A 16,066-nucleotide genomic window follows, 5' to 3' on the forward strand; every position below is an offset into this window, starting at 1 on the left:
AGGCGCGGGGAGGGGACGTACGGGCCGGCCCGTACGTCTCAGCCCTGGTCCTCGCCGTAGCGCGGATCCACCGTCTCCGGCGTCAGCCCCAGCAGCTCGGCGACCTGCTCGACGACGACCTCGTGCACCAGCGCCGCCCGCTCGTCGCGCCCCTTGGTGCGGATCTCGACCGGTCGCCGGTAGACCACCACGCGCGCGGGGCGCCCCTCGCGCGCGCTGATCGTGCCGCCGAGCGGAACCGCCTCCTCGTTCCAGGCTTCGCCGGGCCCGTCGAGCCGCGGGACCTCCAGGACCAGGAAATCGATGTCGGCGAGCTGCGGCCACCGCCGCTCCAGGCGCTCCACGGAGTCCTGCACCAGATCGGCGAACGCCTCCGCGCGGCTCGCGGCGAGCGGCACCTGCGGCGGTGCGATCGGGCCGCGCATGCCCCGGCCGTGGCGATCACGACGGCGGGGCCCGGGGGCGGCGGCACGGGGCGTTACGGGCTTCTCCATCACCGCTGAAGGGTAGTCCCCGCCACGCGCGTGTGCCCGGCACCGCGCGGCGGCACGGACGGCTTCCGGCCGACCCGCACGGCATGTCGTTACATGACCATTCCAGCCAAGGTTGGGCTTGATTCCGTATCCCTCCGAGACCGGCGACGTCACGGCAATTGAGGATTTTGTGACGACTCTTGACCGCTTGCGGGCTCGCCCGACACCCCGGGCGGCAGCGTCCGGGCAGGTCAGCCGGGTGTGCCGGCAGGAGCGTGTGGGGCGTTTCACAACGCGACACGGTGGAGTGACCTGGTGGAGAGTCGTCGCGGCCCGCTCAAGAGTGCGGTACCGTCCAACATCGTGAGCCCTGTACGTCGCTGTTCGCGCACCGCCTGCGGCCGCCCCGCCGTCGCGACGCTGACGTACGTCTACGCCGACTCGACCGCGGTCCTCGGCCCGCTCGCCACCTACGCCGAACCCCACTGCTACGACCTGTGCGCCGAGCACTCCGAGCGCCTCACCGCCCCGCGCGGCTGGGAGGTCGTCCGGCTCCTCGACGGCTCCGCCCCGGCCCGCCCCAGCGGCGACGACCTGGAAGCCCTTGCGAACGCCGTGCGAGAGGCGGCCCGCCCCCAGGAGCGGGCGGCCGGGGCCGGTGGCGGCGGTCGGGCGGCCGACCCGATGGAGGTCGCGCGGCGCGGTCATCTGCGGGTCCTGCGGTCCCCCGACAACTGAGCGCCCCGTTCGGCCGCTGTCTCGCGCACACCCATTGACGCGGGCTTGGCGCGGACATGACCATTCCGTTTGAGGATGCGAGAAATCGCTTTCACATGACGGAAACCGGGGAGGCGCCCGTTGTACGTCCAGGAACTGGAACCCGTCGCCGGCTCACTGGGCGTGTCCGCCCTCGTGGCCGCCCTGCCCCTCGTGATCGTCCTGGTCCTGCTCGGCGGCGTCCGCCTCAAGGCGCACCTGGCAGGCCTGACCGGCCTCCTGGCCGCCGTGCTCGTCGCCTGGCTCGCGTACGGCATGCCCCTCGGCCAGACCCTCTCCAGTGCCGCCCAGGGCGCCGTCTTCGGCCTCTTCCCCATCCTGTGGATCGTCGTCAACGCCCTGTGGGTCTACCGGATGACCGTCCGCACCCGGCACTTCGACATCCTGCGCCGGTCCTTCGGACGGCTCTCCGACGATCCGCGCATCCAGGCACTCGTCATCGCCTTCTGCTTCGGTGCGCTGCTGGAGGCACTCGCCGGCTTCGGGGCGCCCGTCGCGATCAGCGCGGTCATGCTGGTCGCCCTCGGCTTTGAACCGGTGCGCGCCGCCGTCGTCGCCCTGGTCGCCAACACCGCCCCCGTGGCCTTCGGCGCGATGGGCACCCCGGTCGTCACCCTCGCCCAGGTCACCGGACTGCCGCTGGACTCCGTGGCGTCCGTGGTGGGCCGTCAGACGCCGCTGCTGGCCCTTGTGGTGCCCCTGGTGCTGGTCTGGCTCGTGGACGGCCGACGCGGGCTGCGCGAGACCTGGGTGCCCGCCCTGGCGTGCGGAGTCGCCTTCGCCGTCGCCCAGTTCGCCGCCTCCAACTACGTCTCCGCGCAACTCGCCGACATCGGCGCCGCCCTCGCCGGCGCGGGCGCCCTGGTCGCCGTACCGCACGCGCGCGTGCCCGCCGCCGAGGCCGTACGCGCCTCCGTGCTGACCGGCGCCCGCAGCGAGGAACTCGACCAGGAGGACCCGCCCCGCGAGATCCTGCGCGCCTACGCCCCCTACGCGCTGATCGTCGCGATCTTCTCCCTCGCGCAGATACCGGCCCTCAAGGACTGGCTCGCCAAGACCACCCAGACCTACGACTGGCCCTTCCTGAACGTGGCGGGGCCGGACGGCGACCCGGTCAGCGGCAACGTCTTCACCTGGCCGATCGTCTCGACCGGCGGCACGCTGGTGCTCCTCGCCGGCATCTGCACGGCCGCCGTCATCGGGGTGCACGCGCGCGTGGCGGTCAGGGAATGGCTCGCGACCGTCCACGAGCTGCGCTTCGCGATCCTGACCGTGACCTCCGTGCTGGCGCTCGCCTATGTCATGAACCTCTCCGGCCAGGCGGCGACGATCGGCCACTTCGTCGCGGCGGCCGGAGCCGGACTGGCGTTCCTCTCACCCGTCCTCGGCTGGTTCGGAGTCGCCGTGACCGGATCCGACACCTCGGCCAACGCCCTCTTCGGCGCCCTCCAGGTGACCGCCGCCCGTGAGTCCGGACTCTCCCCCGACCTGCTGGCCGCCGCCAACAGCTCCGGCGGTGTCCTCGGCAAGATGATCTCCCCGCAGAACCTCACCATCGCCTGCGCGGCCGTCGGACTCGCGGGCCGGGAGGGCGACTTGCTGCGCAAGGTGCTGCCGTGGAGCCTGGGCCTGCTGCTGGTCATGTGCCTGATCGTGGTCGGCCAGAGCACGCCGGTCCTGGGCTGGATGCTGCCCTGACCTGAGACGACGCCCGGCTGTCCTGCGGCGTCCGCCCGGCGCGCTGTCAGCGGGCGGGGGTAGTTTGGGCCGACCGACAGTACTTTTTCAGGAAGGTTGGCCGTGGCTGCTGATCTGTCGCAGGTCGTGAAGGCGTACGACGTACGCGGGGTCGTCCCCGACCAGTGGGACGAGTCCCTGGCGGAGCTCTTCGGGGCGGCCTTCGTCCGGGTCACCGGTGCGAGTGCCATCGCGACCGGGCACGACATGCGGCCCTCCTCGCCGGGCCTGTCGCGTGCCTTCGCGCGCGGGGCCGCCGCGCAGGGCGCCGACGTCACGGAGATCGGCCTGTGCTCGACGGACCAGCTGTACTACGCCTCGGGCGCGCTGGACCTGCCGGGCGCCATGTTCACCGCCTCCCACAACCCGGCGCAGTACAACGGCATCAAGCTGTGCCGCGCGGGCGCCGCCCCGGTCGGCCAGGACACCGGCCTCGCGGAGATCCGCGAACTCGTCGAGGGCTGGAGCCAGTCGGGCGCCCCGGAGCCGGCCGCGAAGACAGGAACGATCACCGGCCGCGACACGTTGTCGGACTACGCGGCGCACCTGCTCTCGCTGGTCGACCTGGCCTCCCTCCGCCCCCTGAAGGCAGTCGTCGACGCGGGCAACGGCATGGGCGGCCACACGGTCCCCGAGGTCTTCGCCGGCCTGCCGGTGACGCTGGTCCCGATGTACTTCGAGCTCGACGGCACCTTCCCCAACCACGAGGCCAACCCCCTCGACCCGGCCAACCTCGTCGACCTGCGGAAGCGGGTCCGCGAGGAGGGCGCCGACCTGGGCCTCGCCTTTGACGGTGACGCCGACCGCTGCTTCGTCGTCGACGAGCGCGGCGAGCCGGTCTCCCCGTCCGCGATCACCGCACTGGTCGCCTCCCGCGAGCTCGCCAAGCACGGCGGCAAGGGCGTGATCATCCACAACCTGATCACGTCCTGGTCGGTCCCCGAAGTCGTCAAGGAGAACGGCGGCGACCCGGTCCGCACCCGCGTCGGCCACTCCTTCATCAAGGCGGAGATGGCCAGGTCCGGCGCGATCTTCGGCGGCGAGCACTCCGCGCACTACTACTTCCGCGACTTCTGGAACGCCGACACGGGCATGCTGGCCGCCCTCCACGTCCTGGCGGCCCTGGGCGGCCAGAAGGGCCCCCTCTCCGCCCTCGTCGCCCAGTACGACCGCTACACGGGCTCGGGCGAGATCAACTCCACGGTCAGCGACCAGGCGGCCCGCCTCGCCGCGATCCGCTCCGCGTACGCGACCCGCGAGGGCGTCGAACTGGACGAGCTCGACGGCCTCACGGTCTCCGCCGCTGACTGGTGGTTCAACGTCCGCCCCTCCAACACGGAGCCGCTGCTGCGCCTGAACGCGGAGGCGAGGGACCCGGAGACGATGGCCCGGGTCAGGGACGAGGCGCTGGCGATCATCAGGGGCTGACGGGACCGCCGGCTCAGCCTTCCGCCCCTCCGCCCCACCTTCACCGGCGGTACCCTGACCAGGCACATCCGCACCGCCCCGACCCCTGGAAGAGAAGCCATATGCCCCTCGAATCCGGCCTCCTGGACATCCTCGCCTGCCCGGCCTGTCACGCCCCGCTCAAGGAGCAGGACACCGAACTGATCTGCACCGACCAGAGCTGCGCCCTGGCCTACCCCGTCCGCGACGGCATCCCCGTCCTCCTGGTCGACGAGGCCCGCCGCCCCGCGTAGGACACACGGGCGGTCACGCCCGCGTGAGCCTCCGGTGCGCATGGCCCACGGCACAACGGGCACCGAAGCAGGACGACACCCCATAACGGACCCCGGCGATCGGAGGCTGCCGCCCCATGCTCGACGAATCGCTGCTCGACTCTCCTGACGGCCTCGCGGAGGCCGACCACCGAGGCCTGCTCCGCGGCGCCGCGGAAGCCGGCGCGCGCGTCCGCACGGCCGCCCGCCACGCCGCCGAGGCGGGCATCAACGACCTCAAGCCCGACGGCCGCCCCCGCGGCGTCCTCATCGCCGGCCCGGGCGCCGCCGCCACCCACGCGGCCGACCTCCTCGGCGCGCTCGCCGGCGCCGGCAGCCCGGTCACCCGCCTGGCTCCCACCGGCGTCGCCCCCGCCGCGGGCGCCCTGCGCTGGGAACTGCCCGGCTGGGTCGGCTCCGTGGACCTCCTCCTGATCACCACCCCGGACGGGACCGAGCCGGGCCTGTCCCTCCTCGCCGAGCAGGCTTACCGCCGAGGCTGCACCGTCGTCGCCGTAGCCCCCAGCAGGTCCCCGCTCGCCGACGCCGTGAATGGCTCGCACGGCCTGTTCGTCCCCATGGCGACCGCCCCGTACGACCAGGACGAGCCCTTCGCCGCGTCCGCCCCCGGCGTCCTGTGGGCCCTGCTCACCCCGCTCCTCGCGCTTCTGGACCGTGCGGGAGTGCTCGCCGCCCCGCCGGAAGCCCTGGGCAAGGTCGCCGACCGCCTCGACCGCATCGCCGAACGCTGCGGCCCCGCCATCGCGACGTACAGCAACGCCGCCAAGACCCTGGCCTCCGAACTGGCCGACGCGCTCCCCATCGTCTGGACCGAGGGCGTCTCGGCCGGACCGGCGGGCCGTCGTTTCGCCGCCGCCCTCGCCGAACTGTCCGGCACTCCCGCGGTCGTCGCCGAACTGCCCGAGGCCCTCGCCGCACACAGCGCCCTGCTCGCGGGCCCGCTGGCCGCCAGCGCCGACCCCGACGACTTCTTCCGCGACCGCGTCGAGGAAGCACCCGCCCTCCACGCGCGCGTGGTGCTGCTCCGCGACCGCCCCATCGGCGGCCTCACCGCCGCCCCCGGCGCCCGCGACCTGGCCCTCAGCCACGACACCCCGATCAGCGAACTGGAACCGGAGGCGGGCGACGAGCTGGAGACCCTCGCCGAACTGATCGCCATCACGGATTTCGCCGCCGTTTACCTGGCGCTCGCTTCGAGGGCCTGATCATGCCCGGGACACCCTGACGCCCACGCGGCAGCCGCCCGGGAGCAGCAGGCGTACGTACGCACTCACAGGACCAGAGAGATCTCCATGGACCGCCTCGACAACACCATCCGCCCCTACGCCTGGGGTTCCCCGACCGCCATCCCGAACCTGCTCGGCGTCGAACCGACCGGCGAGCCGCAGGCGGAGATGTGGATGGGCGCCCACCCGGGCGCCCCCTCGCGCACCGGCCGGGGCACGCTCGTCGAGGTCGTCGACGCCGACCCCGAGAGGGAACTCGGAGCGGCCGCCGTCGCCAAGTTCGGCCCCCGCCTGCCCTTCCTGCTCAAGGTCCTCGCCGCCGGAGCCCCGCTCTCCCTCCAGGTCCACCCCGACCTGGCGCAGGCGAAGGAGGGCTACGCGGACGAGGAGCGGCGTGGCATCCCCGTGGACGCCCCGCACCGCAACTACAAGGACGCCAACCACAAGCCCGAACTGATCTGCGCGCTCACCGAGTTCGACGGCCTGTGCGGCTTCCGTGACCCGCTCGAGGCCGCCGGCCTGCTCGACGACCTCGGCGTCGCCTCCCTCAAGCCGTACGTCGACCTGCTGCACGCCCACCCCGAGGACGCGGCCCTGCGCGAGGTCCTCACGGCGATCCTCACCGCCGACCCCGACGAGATGTCCCGCACGGTCGAGGAAGCGGCCGCCGCCTGCGCCCGCCTCGGCGGCGCCTACGCCCCCTACGCCGACATCGCCCACCACTACCCGGGCGACCCCGGCGTCATCGCCGCGATGCTGCTCAACCACGTCCGGCTCCAGCCCGGCGAGGCCCTCTACCTCGGCGCCGGCGTCCCGCACGCCTACCTCCAGGGCCTCGGCGTGGAGATCATGGCCAACTCCGACAACGTCCTGCGCTGCGGCCTCACCCCCAAGCACGTCGACGTCCCCGAACTCCTGCGCATCGTCCACTTCCGCGCCGGCGACCCCGGCGTCCTGCGCCCCGAGGCCTCCCCGGACGGCGAGGAGGTCTACGAGACCCCGATCGACGAGTTCCGCCTCTCCCGCTACGTCCTGCCCGAGGCCGGCGCCACCCACGACCTCACCCGCCCGACCCCGCAGATCCTGCTCTGCACGGCCGGCTCCGTCCGCGCGGGCGAGCACGACCTCACCCCGGGCCGGTCCGTCTTCGTCCCGGCCGGCGAAAAGGCCGAAGTGTCCGGAACCGGCACGCTCTTCCGGGCCACGGTCATCGCCTGACCTCCCTGGACGGTGACCTGGCGCGCTCCCGCCGGAGCGGGCTGCAACAATGGCCCACCGTCAAGCACGGGCAAAGCCAAGGGCGACGCACCAAGGCGAGCGCCCGGGCCCTGAAACGGCGTACGAAGGGACAACGCGAACATATGAGCGCGTCAGGCGGCACCAAGGCGATCGTGGCGGCACTGGCCGCCAACCTCGCGATCGCGGTAGCGAAGTTCGTGGCGTTCCTCTTCAGCGGCTCGTCCTCGATGCTCGCCGAGTCCGTGCACTCGCTCGCCGACTCCGGCAACCAGGCACTCCTCCTCCTCGGCGGCAAGAGGGCGAAGCGCGAGGCCACCCCGCAACACCCCTTCGGCTACGGCCGCGAGCGCTACGTCTACGCCTTCCTCGTCTCCATCGTCCTCTTCTCGGTCGGCGGCATGTTCGCCCTCTACGAGGGCTACGAGAAGATCAAGCACCCGCACGAGCTGACGCACTGGTACTGGCCGGTCGGCGTCCTGGTCTTCGCGATCATCGCCGAGACCTTCTCCTTCCGGACCGCCATCAAGGAGTCCAACGTCCTGCGCGGGCGCAAGTCCTGGAAGGAGTTCGTCCGCCACGCCAAGGCCCCCGAGCTCCCGGTCGTCCTCCTGGAGGACCTCGGCGCCCTCGTCGGCCTGATCCTCGCCCTCGGCGGCGTCGGCCTCGCCGTGCTCACCGGCGAGAGCGTCTGGGACGGCATCGGCACCCTCTGCATCGGCATCCTGCTCATCCTGATCGCCCTGGTCCTCGCCGCCGAGACCAAGTCGCTGCTGCTCGGCGAGTCCGCCGGCGTCGAGGAGACGCAGAAGATCGAGACCGCCCTCGTCGACGGCGACACGGTCACCCGCATCATCCACATGCGCACGCTCCACCTCGGCCCCGAGGAACTCCTCGTCGCCGCCAAGATCGCCGTCCGCCACGAGGAGACGGCCACCGAGATCGCCGCCGCGATCAACGCCGCCGAGTCCCGCATCCGCGAGGCCGTCCCGATCGCCCGCGTGATCTACCTCGAGCCGGACATCTACAGCGAGACCGAAGCCGCCAAGGGACCCGACCCCGAGGCGACGCCCGGGGGACCGACGCCGAGCGACGCCGGACACTGACGTCCCGCAGCAGCACTGCCCGAACGCGCGGAGGGCCCGCCGAACCAATCGGCGGGCCCTCCGCGCTTCCTCCTACTCGACCTCGCGCAGCACCTGGAGGAGAGCCGACCGGTCCGACGCGTCCAGCAGCCGCTCCCGGAACCCGGCGTCCATCAACTTCCGCGACAACAGCGCCAGAATCCGCAGATGCTCGTCACCCGCCGCCGCCTCCGGTACGGCGATCATGAACACCAGCCTCGCCTTCGTACCGTCCAGCGAGCCCCACTCGACGCCCTGCGCGGACCGCGCGAAACCGACGACCGGCTCCGTCACCGCATCCGTCTTGGCGTGCGGAATCGCGATCTCCTCACCGAGCCCGGTCGTGCCCTGCGCCTCCCGCCGCAGCGCGGTCGCCACCAGTTCGTCCAGGTCCGCGACCTTGCCGGTACGGGCCAGCAACTCCGCCATCTCCCGGATGGCGGCCTCCTTGTCGCCGGCTTCGAGGCCGACCTTGACGGTCTGCTCGGTGAGGTGACCGGAGAGGACCTCGGTGGAGGTGCCGCCAGAGCCTGACGGCTCGGGCACTGCTGCCTCGTCCGCCACGGCTGTGGCACTGCTCGCGGCACCAGCGGTCGTCTCCGGCCCACCCACCGTCGCCTGCGCTACGACCGCACCGCCACCGCCACCGCCACTGGGCACCCCCGCCGGCGCGGGCTCAAGCCCAGCGGCACCCGCACCCGCACCGAAGCCCGCCTCCCCGCGCCGCTTGCGCTCACCCAGGTCGACGAGTGCCACCGTCGTCAGTGCGGTGACGACCGAGCCGATCACCACGGCCACGAAGAACATCGGCACGCCGCTCACCGCACCCAGCACGGCCACGATCGGCCCACCGTGCGGTACCGCGTCCTCGACCCCGGCGACCCCGGCGACCGCACCGGCGACCGCGCCGCCCAGCATGTTGGCGGGGATGACCTGCGCGGGCCGCGCGGCCGCGAACGGGATCGCACCCTCCGAGATGCCGAAGCAGCCCATGAACAGCGAGGCGAGCCCCGTCTCCCGCTCCTGCTCGGTGTACAGGCGCTTCCGTATCAGCGTGGCCAGGCCCTGCCCCAGCGGCATGACCGGGATCGCGGCCGCGCACATGCCCATGACCGTCTGGTTGCCGGTCGCGATGAGGCCCGCCCCGAACAGGAACGCCGTCTTGTTGACCGGTCCGCCCATGTCGAACGCGATCATGAGCCCCAGAATCGCCCCGAGCAGGATCGCGCTGGTACCGGTCATCCCGCTGAGCCAGTCGGTCAGATGCTCGAACACCCACGAGATCGGCTTGCCGATGACATAGATGAAGAACAGCCCGAGCGCAGTCGTCGCCACGATCGGGATCACGATGATCGGCATGATCGGCTGCGCGAACTTCGGGACCTTGACCTTCTTGATCCACAACACCAGATACCCGGCGAGGAACCCGGTCACGATCGCCCCGATGAACCCGGCCCCCGCCTTGGAGTCGTACAACTCACCGGTGTTGGCGATCCAGCCGCCGATCATGCCGGGCACGAGGGCGGGCCGGTCCCCGATGGCATACGCGATGTAGCCGGACAGGATCGGCACCATCAGCGTGAAGCCGATGACGCCGATGTTGTTCACGTCCATCCAGAAGGAGTCCTTCGGGATGACCAGACCGCCCGACGGGTCGGTGTGCCCGCCGAGCGAGAGCGAGATCGCGATCAGCAGCCCGCCGACCACGACGAACGGGATCATGTAACTGACCCCGTTCATCAGCGCCTTGTACCCGACGCTCCGCTCCTTGCCGCCACCGGTCGCGGGAGCCGTGGGGGCGCCCCCTTCCGCGTGCACGGGCGCCGACAGCACCCGCTCGATCAGCCGCTCCGGGTGACGAATGCCCTCAGCCACCCCCACGGTCAGGACCCGCTTCCCCGCGAAACGGCTCAGGTCCACGTCCTTGTCCGCGGCGACGATGATGCCGTCGGCGTGCTTGACATCGTTGTCGTCGAGGACGTTTTCAGCCCCGATGGATCCCTGCGTCTCCACCTTCATCTCGATGCCGCGACTCTCGGCGGCCTGCGCGAGCTTCTCAGCCGCCATGTACGTGTGGGCGATGCCGGTCGGACAGGCGGTCACCGCGAGCAGCTTCAACCGCTGCCCCTCAGCATCGCCGCTGCCCGTGGGGGGAGGGCCGGCCGGACTGGTCACGTCGATCTCCTAACGCCTTTGTCATGCGGGATCGCCGTCCCGGACGCCCCGCAAGATCGATCAGTTGTTCAGATCTCCCGGGCATCCTGCACCACCCCACCGCAGACTCAAAGGCCAAAAGATCCCTGATAGTTCCGCTTTGTCGCCTCCTGCCGCCCGTTCGTTGGTGTCCTGTTATCGCGCCCCGCCGCCCCCACCGTTTCGTTCGCCCGCACACCCACCGTCCCCGTGACCTGCCTCCACTCGCCCCCGTGACCTGCCTCCACCGCCCGAACAACCCGCGCCCTCCGGACCGTCTCCCTTGCTCGTCCTTCCCCGATGGCGCGATCTGTTCGGATGCGGACTGGGGACGGCCCGGCCTCCCGGTGTAGCTTGGGACGGAGCCAGACGTCGCTGCTGATGGCGGTCGGGCGGTCCCACCGCGGACCGGCCGAGGGAGAGAGGGCCTCCGACGGACTGCGCTGCGTGTACGCGGGCATGCCAGTGTCCTCCTTCGGGCACCCCTGTGTCCGCCGCCGCGCAGACCAGCCGTATACACCTCGACCCAACCCCGAGGAGCAGCTCGCAATGACGACTGTCGACAACCGACAGGACTTCAAGGTCGCCGACCTCTCCCTGGCCGACTTCGGCCGTAAGGAGATCACCCTCGCCGAGCACGAGATGCCGGGCCTGATGGCGATCCGCAAGGAATACGCCGAGGCACAGCCCCTCGCCGGCGCCCGCGTCACCGGCTCCCTGCACATGACCGTGCAGACCGCCGTGCTCATCGAGACCCTGGTCGCCCTGGGCGCGCAGGTCCGCTGGGCCTCCTGCAACATCTTCTCCACCCAGGACCACGCCGCGGCCGCCATCGCCGTCGGCCCGAACGGCACGCCCGACAACCCCCAGGGCATCCCGGTCTTCGCTTGGAAGGGCGAGACCCTGGAGGAGTACTGGTGGTGCACGGAGCAGGCGCTGACCTGGCCGAACACCCCCACCGGCGGCCCGAACATGATCCTCGACGACGGCGGTGACGCCACCCTCCTCGTCCACAAGGGCGTCGAGTACGAGAAGGACGGCAAGGTCCCCTCGGTCGACACCGCCGAGAACGACGAGCACCGCGTCATCCTCGAACTCCTGAACCGCACCATCACCGACGGCTCCCAGAAGTGGACCCAGCTCGCCTCGGAGATCCGCGGTGTCACCGAGGAGACCACGACCGGCGTCCACCGCCTGTACGAAATGCAGCGCGACGGCAACCTCCTGTTCCCGGCGATCAACGTCAACGACGCCGTCACCAAGTCGAAGTTCGACAACAAGTACGGCTGCCGCCACTCGCTCGTCGACGGCATCAACCGCGCCACCGACGTCCTCATCGGCGGCAAGACCGCGGTCGTCTTCGGCTACGGCGACGTGGGCAAGGGCTGCGCGGAGTCCCTGCGCGGCCAGGGCGCCCGCGTGATCATCACCGAGATCGACCCGATCTGCGCGCTCCAGGCGGCGATGGACGGCTACCAGGTCACGACCCTCGACGAGGTCGTCGACAAGGCCGACATCTTCGTCACCACGACCGGCAACAAGGACATCATCATGGCCTCGGACATGGCCAAGATGAAGCACCAGGCGATCGTCGGCAACATCGGCCACTTCGACAACGAGATCGACATGGCCGGCCTCGCCAAGATCCCCGGCATCGTCAAGGACGAGGTCAAGCCGCAGGTCCACACCTGGAAGTTCCCCGACGGCAAGGTGCTCATCGTCCTCTCCGAGGGCCGCCTGCTGAACCTGGGCAACGCCACCGGCCACCCGTCGTTCGTGATGTCCAACTCCTTCGCGGACCAGACCCTGGCCCAGATCGAGCTGTTCACCAAGCCCGACGAGTACCCGACCGGCGTCTACGTGCTGCCCAAGCACCTCGACGAGAAGGTCGCCCGCCTCCACCTCGACTCGCTCGGCGTGAAGCTGACCACGCTCCGCCCCGAGCAGGCCGAGTACATCGGCGTCCAGGTCGAGGGCCCGTTCAAGCCGGACCACTACCGCTACTGAGCCGCACCGCTCGGCAGCAGGTCCTTCGAGGCAGGCCCCCGCACCCCCGTGCCGGGGGCCTGCCCCGTTTCCCGGACCAGCGCCCGGACCGGCCCGTCAAGCCCCAGGACGACCCCCATGCCCCGCGGCCGCTATTCGCTCCATGATCCGCACGATCACACCCCCCTCGCAGAAGAGCACTTCCACTGCGCCGTCGGCCCCTCCGGCTGGCGCTACGTCTCCCAACTGACCACCCCCTCGGGCGATCACCACGGCTCCGTCGACCTCACCCTCGACGAACTCGGCCGCCCGATCCGCCTCGAACTCCACGCCTCAGCCTGGCAAGTCCGCGGCGCGGCCCTCGACGGCGTCACCTGGGTCCGCACCGACCCCACCGGGTCGGAGGCCACCGAAGGCAACGTGCGCGCCCACGCTTTCACCGGCACCTCCCCGGCGTTCCTCGTCGCCACCGCCCGTCTCCTGCGCCTCACCCCCTCCGCAGCCGCCACGCGCCTACGCCTCGTCGCCTTCACGGACCCGGTCCTCGCCCCGCGCACCGTGGACCAGTCGTGGGCCTTGCTGAAGAGAGAAGCACACGCCACTGACAACGGCCCCCTGACCGTGGACGAATACCAGGTCACAGACCTGGACACGGGCGAGCAGCACGCCGTGCACCTCGCAGGCGACGTGGTGCTCGCGGCCCCCGGCATCGAGCTCGAGGACCTCGAATCGCCGCCGTCGGCATTCACCTGACCAGGCAGCCGCGGCTGAGCGGACAGCCCCGGCTCTCACTAGGCCGGCGGCACGAACCCGGTGCCGGGACGGTCGCCCACAGGCGCCTCCGGTGCCTCCGACGCCTCCACGGGCCGACCCGCGCCAGACGAGTCGGACGCCGCACGAGACGACACAACGGGCGGCACGTCGGCAGCCGGTGGTCCGTACGCAGACGGCGGTCCGTACGCGTCCGGAGCTCCGTGCGCAGACGGCGGTCCGTACATGGCCGGAGGCCCTTCCGCAGCCTGAGCGGGAGCCGGGGCCGAACCGCTCCCGAAAGCCCGCCGGGACTCCCGCGCCTGCCGCTCCTGCACGACCGCCGCCAGATACGCCGCCGGCCAAACACCTTGCGGCACCGGCGCCCCCGTACGCTCCGCGAGATCCGCCGCCAGCCGCTCCGCCATCGACGAGCCCACCTGCGGGTCCAGCTGCTGCATACGTGTCAGGTACTGACGGACGGCGAGCCACAGCCCGTCGGGCACCGCGGACAGATCGAGCCCGGAGAACCGTCCGGCAAGCCAGGGCGGAGGAGGCGGCACAAACCCGGCCCGCGTGACCGGAATCCGCTCCCGTACGACGAGGGTCCCAGCGAACACATCCCCCAGCCGCCGCCCACGCGCCGAGACGAACGAGGCGATACAAGCGACGACCCCGAAGGTCATGAGGATCTCGATCACCGCGATCAAGCCCCTCACCAGCGCATGCCGGAACCGGATCGGACCCCCGTCGTCCCGCACCACGCGCAGACCGCACGCCATCTTCCCGAGCGACCGCCCGTGACTGAGCGTCTCCACCGCGATCGGCGCACCCACCAGCACGAGAACGAACGTCGCGATCGACAGCGCCGTCTGCGCCGCCTCGTCCAGCGATGCCGTGGAAGTCACCAGCACGATGGTCACCGCCACATAGACGGCCATGGCCGCCACAAGGTCGAGCAGCACGGCCAGCGCCCTGCTGGGCAACCTCGCGGGGCGCAGCTCCAACGCCACAGCCTCGCCCGTCACCAGCTCACTCACGCCTGCCGTCCTTCCCCTGCCCTGCCCCGGACAGGGCCAGTCTGCCAAGCTGAGGGCGCATCGCGCCGCAGTACGACAAGCTGATCCACGACGAGTCGCCGACGAACAGCCGAGGAGCAGGCACACCGATGGACCTCGACGTCTTCGTCTCCGCCCACCGATCGGAGTGGGACCGCCTCGAAGCCCTGCTGCGCCGCCAGCGCCGCCTCAACGGCGCCGAAGCCGACGAACTCGTCACCCTCTACCAGCGCACCGCCACACACCTCTCCCTGATCCAGTCCAGCGCCCCCGACCCCCAGCTGACCGGCCGGCTCAGTCAGCTGGTGGCACGCGCGCGTAGTGCCGTGACAGGCACCCGACGTGCCTCCTGGCGCGACGTCACCCGATTCCTCGCCCACGGCTTCCCGGCCGCCGTCTACAAGTCACGCCACTGGTGGGTACCCACCGCGCTCCTGTCCACGGCCGTCGCCGTGCTGCTGGGCTGGTGGATCGGCACCCACCCTCCAGTACAGGCATCCATCGCGGCCCCCAGCGAACTACGCGAGCTCACCCGCCCCGGCGGCCAGTACGAGACCTACTACTCCAGCCACCCGGCTGCCAGCTTCGCCGCCCAGGTCTGGACGAACAACGCCTGGGCCGCCGCCCTGTGCCTGATCCTCGGGGTCTTCCTGGGACTCCCGGTCATCTGGATCCTGTTCCAGAACATGCTCAACCTCGGCATCGGCTTCGGGCTGATGTCCTCGGCCGGCCGACTCGACACCTTCCTCGGCCTGGTGCTCCCGCACGGCCTGCTCGAACTGACCGCCGTCTTCGTGGCCGCGGGCACCGGCCTGCGCCTCGGCTGGACCCTCATCGACCCGGGCCCCCGCACACGACGCACGGCTCTGGCGGAGGAGGGCCGAGCCGCCATCGGCATGGCCATCGGCCTCGCCCTGGTTCTCTTCGTATCCGGCGCCATCGAAGGCTTCGTCACCCCGTCCGGCCTCCCCACCTGGGCACGCATCACCATCGGAGTCGCCGCCGAACTGGCCTTCCTGGCCTACGTCTACGTCCTGGGCGGTCGTGCCGCCCGCGCCGGAGACACCGGTGACGTCGAGGCAGCAGAGCGCAGCGCCACCGTTCCGACAGCGGCCTAAACCTCCTGACGGCCACCGGATGTGCGACCACGCCCGTTCAGCTGCTAGTCTCCTCTTCGCCCCACAGGAGTCGTTGACACGGCGAGTGCGGGGAGGTAGATTCGAACAGTTGCCTGGAGGTGGGTTCCACCCAGACGGCGACAGTGAACATCTACTTGCTTCTTGAAACGCTGATTTCAGTGAAGCCACTCCCGATGAATCGGAATTGAGCGGCCGGTCAGAACGGCCCGAAACTTCTGATAAAGTCGGAACCGCCGGAAAGGGAAACGCGGAAGCGGGAACCTGGAAAGCACCGAGGAAATCGGATCGGAAAGATCTGATAGAGTCGGAAACGCAAGACCGAAGGGAAGCGCCCGGAGGAAAGCCCGAGAGGGTGAGTACAAAGGAAGCGACCGTTCCTTGAGAACTCAACAGCGTGCCAAAAGTCAACGCCAGATATGTTGATACCCCGTCTCCAGCATTCGCTGGGACGAGGTTCCTTTGAAAAAACACAGCGAGGACGCTGTGAACGGTCGGGCCTATTCCGCCTGACTGTTCCGCTCTCGTGGTGTAGCACCGGATTACCGGTACACATTCACGGAGAGTTTGATCCTGGCTCAGGACGAACGCTGGCGGCGTGCTTAACACATGCAAGTCGAACGATGAAGCC

General features: G+C 70.7%; 13 protein-coding genes and 1 rRNA gene. 11 read left to right on the plus strand and 3 right to left on the minus strand.

Going from position 1 to position 16,066, the window contains the following annotated elements:
* Positions 1-38: 38 nt before the first annotated feature.
* Complete coding sequence (locus tag ACIBK5_RS10805) at positions 39-494, minus strand: metallopeptidase family protein (protein WP_399018274.1); 456 nt, start codon at positions 492-494, stop codon at positions 39-41.
* Between the two features lie 294 nt (positions 495-788).
* Between ACIBK5_RS10805 and ACIBK5_RS10810 the strand changes: the two genes are divergently transcribed.
* From ACIBK5_RS10810 to ACIBK5_RS10840, 7 genes are all read left to right on the plus strand, one after another.
* Positions 789-1,211 carry a DUF3499 domain-containing protein gene (locus ACIBK5_RS10810; protein ID WP_189726709.1) on the plus strand — a complete coding sequence of 141 codons (423 nt, stop codon included), beginning with the start codon at positions 789-791 and terminating at the stop codon, positions 1,209-1,211.
* A 120-nt stretch (positions 1,212-1,331) separates the two neighbouring features.
* Positions 1,332-2,948, plus strand: coding sequence for an L-lactate permease (locus ACIBK5_RS10815; protein ID WP_399018276.1), 1,617 nt, complete (start codon positions 1,332-1,334; stop codon positions 2,946-2,948).
* A gap of 102 nt (positions 2,949-3,050) precedes the next feature.
* The gene (locus tag ACIBK5_RS10820; protein ID WP_399018278.1) at positions 3,051-4,415 is read left to right on the plus strand and encodes a phosphomannomutase/phosphoglucomutase; all 1,365 of its coding nucleotides are present in this window, start codon (positions 3,051-3,053) and stop codon (positions 4,413-4,415) included.
* Positions 4,416-4,516: 101 nt separating this feature from the next.
* Positions 4,517-4,687: a Trm112 family protein gene (locus ACIBK5_RS10825; RefSeq protein ID WP_184598287.1), complete on the plus strand. Its 171-nt coding sequence runs from the start codon at positions 4,517-4,519 to the stop codon at positions 4,685-4,687.
* Positions 4,688-4,803: 116 nt separating this feature from the next.
* Positions 4,804-5,931 (plus strand): SIS domain-containing protein, encoded by a 1,128-nt coding sequence (locus ACIBK5_RS10830; RefSeq protein ID WP_399018280.1) that lies wholly within the window; start codon positions 4,804-4,806, stop codon positions 5,929-5,931.
* Positions 5,932-6,018: 87 nt separating this feature from the next.
* The gene (gene manA, locus ACIBK5_RS10835) at positions 6,019-7,170 is read left to right on the plus strand and encodes a mannose-6-phosphate isomerase, class I (RefSeq protein WP_399018282.1); all 1,152 of its coding nucleotides are present in this window, start codon (positions 6,019-6,021) and stop codon (positions 7,168-7,170) included.
* 143 nt (positions 7,171-7,313) lie between these two features.
* Entirely contained in the window at positions 7,314-8,294 is a 981-nt protein-coding gene (locus ACIBK5_RS10840) for a cation diffusion facilitator family transporter (protein ID WP_399018283.1), read from the plus strand.
* Positions 8,295-8,366: 72 nt separating this feature from the next.
* Here ACIBK5_RS10840 and ACIBK5_RS10845 read toward each other — a convergent pair whose 3' ends face one another.
* On the minus strand, positions 8,367-10,487 hold the full coding sequence (locus tag ACIBK5_RS10845; RefSeq protein WP_399018285.1) for a fructose-specific PTS transporter subunit EIIC: 2,121 nt from the start codon (positions 10,485-10,487) through the stop codon (positions 8,367-8,369).
* Positions 10,488-11,054: 567 nt separating this feature from the next.
* On the opposite strand from ACIBK5_RS10845, the gene ahcY reads away from it, so the two are divergent.
* Positions 11,055-12,512 (plus strand): adenosylhomocysteinase, encoded by a 1,458-nt coding sequence (gene ahcY / locus ACIBK5_RS10850; RefSeq protein WP_399018287.1) that lies wholly within the window; start codon positions 11,055-11,057, stop codon positions 12,510-12,512.
* 117 nt (positions 12,513-12,629) lie between these two features.
* Positions 12,630-13,244 (plus strand): hypothetical protein, encoded by a 615-nt coding sequence (locus ACIBK5_RS10855; RefSeq protein ID WP_399018289.1) that lies wholly within the window; start codon positions 12,630-12,632, stop codon positions 13,242-13,244.
* A gap of 38 nt (positions 13,245-13,282) precedes the next feature.
* On the opposite strand, the gene ACIBK5_RS10860 is transcribed toward ACIBK5_RS10855, so the two are convergent.
* Complete coding sequence (locus ACIBK5_RS10860) at positions 13,283-14,281, minus strand: RDD family protein (protein WP_399018291.1); 999 nt, start codon at positions 14,279-14,281, stop codon at positions 13,283-13,285.
* A 128-nt stretch (positions 14,282-14,409) separates the two neighbouring features.
* On the opposite strand from ACIBK5_RS10860, the gene ACIBK5_RS10865 reads away from it, so the two are divergent.
* On the plus strand, positions 14,410-15,417 hold the full coding sequence (locus tag ACIBK5_RS10865) for a stage II sporulation protein M (RefSeq protein ID WP_399018293.1): 1,008 nt from the start codon (positions 14,410-14,412) through the stop codon (positions 15,415-15,417).
* Positions 15,418-15,990: 573 nt separating this feature from the next.
* Positions 15,991-16,066: ribosomal RNA gene (locus ACIBK5_RS10870) — 16S ribosomal RNA — on the plus strand; the annotation flags it as partial.

The sequence above is a fragment of the Streptomyces sp. NPDC050546 genome (assembly GCF_044457425.1).
Lineage (GTDB): Bacteria > Actinomycetota > Actinomycetes > Streptomycetales > Streptomycetaceae > Streptomyces.